This is a genomic window from Microcystis sp. M53598_WE2 (genome assembly GCF_030067735.1).
Taxonomy (GTDB): Bacteria; Cyanobacteriota; Cyanobacteriia; order Cyanobacteriales; family Microcystaceae; genus Microcystis; species Microcystis aeruginosa.
Map to the genome: position 1 here is coordinate 1 of NZ_JASJFE010000088.1, position 1,994 is coordinate 1,994.

The following is a 1,994-nucleotide window of genomic DNA, read 5'->3' on the forward strand; positions in this document are numbered from 1 at the left end:
GAGAATTAAGAATGAATAATAATCAATTAAATGGTCTATTTAAGGATTTTGTGCAATTTAATCCTTATTTTTCCCGTTTTTGAACCATCAAAAATTAATTATGCAAGAGGTTTATTTTTTTATTAGTCTTGTTGCTGTAATTAGTTTGTTAACTGGATGTGCGGGTTATCCCAGTTTATTGTCTTTTCCTTTCGATCGAGGGGGGAGAACTTTAAACAGTGCTGCTAGTGAATTAACTCCCTATCTTGCCTCTCGCTATCTCGTTTTTGCGTCCGATCGCAATGGTTCCCAAGCTATCTATCTTTTTGATGCCATCGATCGCCGTTTATTGCCTTTACCCGGACTAAATTCTCTCGATCAGATCGCTTCTAGTCCTTCCATTAGTGAAGATGGTCGTTATATCGTTTTTACTGCTAGTCGTCAGGGAAAAACGGCTATTTATCTGTACGATCGACAAACTCAACAGAGAAGGGAAATTGCTCCCGATCTGCTCGCGGAAGTACGCAATCCGATCATCAGTGCCGATGGTTCTAAAGTGGCTTTTGAAGCGGCAAAAAATGGGCAATGGGATATTATGATTTACGATCTATCCGGACGGGTATTAGTCAATGAAAATCAGTGATCATTAGATCTCTTGTAAAAATCAAAAATTGTTGTTAGGGTTAGGAGTCAGTAGCCAGTAGCCGGTCGTCAGGAGTCAGTAGTCAGTAGCCGGTCGTCAGGAGAATTAAGAATGAATAATAATCAACTGAATGGTCTATTTAAGGATTTTGTGCAATTTAATCCTTATTTTTCCCGTTTTTGAACCATCAAAAATTATCTTAAACCCATAGCTTTTAGTCGATGTTCTAGAAATTGTTTTCCCTGTTTTTCCCCGTCAGCAATCAGACGCTGGATATTGGCAGGAGAGCGATCGAGTTTACTTTCGTAGTTGAGACTATTGGCTAATTCTGCAGACATTTCGATCATCGGGATATGGTAATCTTGATCGGGATCTTCCGGGAAAGATTTAGGAATTTTAAATGGTTCTGTTAAGGCGATCTCGCGCAAGAATTCTTCTTTAAAGGCTCCTTTAAGAAATAATTGATTGAGAAAGTCAATCTGATCGAGACCTTGAAATAGGGAAACATTACCTTCTAATTCATTGCGGCGATCAGCAATATCATCGGATTGCACGGGGATCTTATCTCTGGAGGTGGGATTAATTTTAATTACCCAAATTTCATCGGGAATATTTTCGACTCCAACAAATTCACGGCGAATTAAAGAACGGATGGGGGGATTATCGGAGAATAGTCCATCCCAGTAGGCCATAGTTTCAATGGTGACAGCAGGAAAAATGTTAGGAACACAGGCAGAAGCTAGGATATGTTCAATTTTAACTGCTTCCTCGCGCGAGTTAAATTTACTTAATTTTCCGGTCAGGACATTACAGGCCCCCATTAATAAAATTGGTGGTTCTGGTTTAGCTCCCCAAGTGGCTAATTCCGAGAAATCAATATGCGCTCTTAGTAACTGATCAAAGTTGGTAAAGCGACCGCGTAAACCGTAGGTAGCTAGGGAAAATAAGGTTTTAGTAATTGGAGAGGAAGGACTGAGATTATACTGGGGAATTAATCCTTTGCTGGCTAATTCTAGAGCTTTAATAGCTGAGTCATTAAATAGCTTTTCTTGGGGAGTTTGAGTGCTATTATCTTCCCAAAAATCAATCATTCTTTTCCAAACGACGCTATCACCTTTTTTGAGAGCATACCAAGTGAAAAAGGCACAGATAGCACCCCCAGAAGTACCACTGAGACTGACAATATTAAAGTAATCTTGCACTTTATTGTCAAATAATGCTTTTAATGCACCGGCAGTAAAAGCAGTTTGACTGCCGCCTCCCTGACAAGCGATCGCAATTTTGGCTTTCATAAATATCCTTTGAATGGCTTATATCTAAGTCCTAGGGCTTTAATTTAAGGTTAATTGAAAACCTAGAATCGGACTCAAAA

At 39.3% G+C, this 1,994-nt stretch carries 2 protein-coding genes; one reads left to right on the forward strand and one right to left on the reverse strand.

Annotated elements, in window-relative coordinates:
• The first annotated feature begins 100 nt into the window (after positions 1–100).
• The gene (locus tag PX636_RS02055; protein ID WP_002798916.1) at positions 101–622 is read left to right on the forward strand and encodes a TolB family protein; all 522 of its coding nucleotides are present in this window, start codon (positions 101–103) and stop codon (positions 620–622) included.
• 194 nt (positions 623–816) lie between these two features.
• On the opposite strand, the gene PX636_RS02060 is transcribed toward PX636_RS02055, so the two are convergent.
• Positions 817–1,914 carry a patatin-like phospholipase family protein gene (locus PX636_RS02060; protein ID WP_002798918.1) on the reverse strand — a complete coding sequence of 366 codons (1,098 nt, stop codon included), beginning with the start codon at positions 1,912–1,914 and terminating at the stop codon, positions 817–819.
• Positions 1,915–1,994 lie beyond the last annotated feature (80 nt).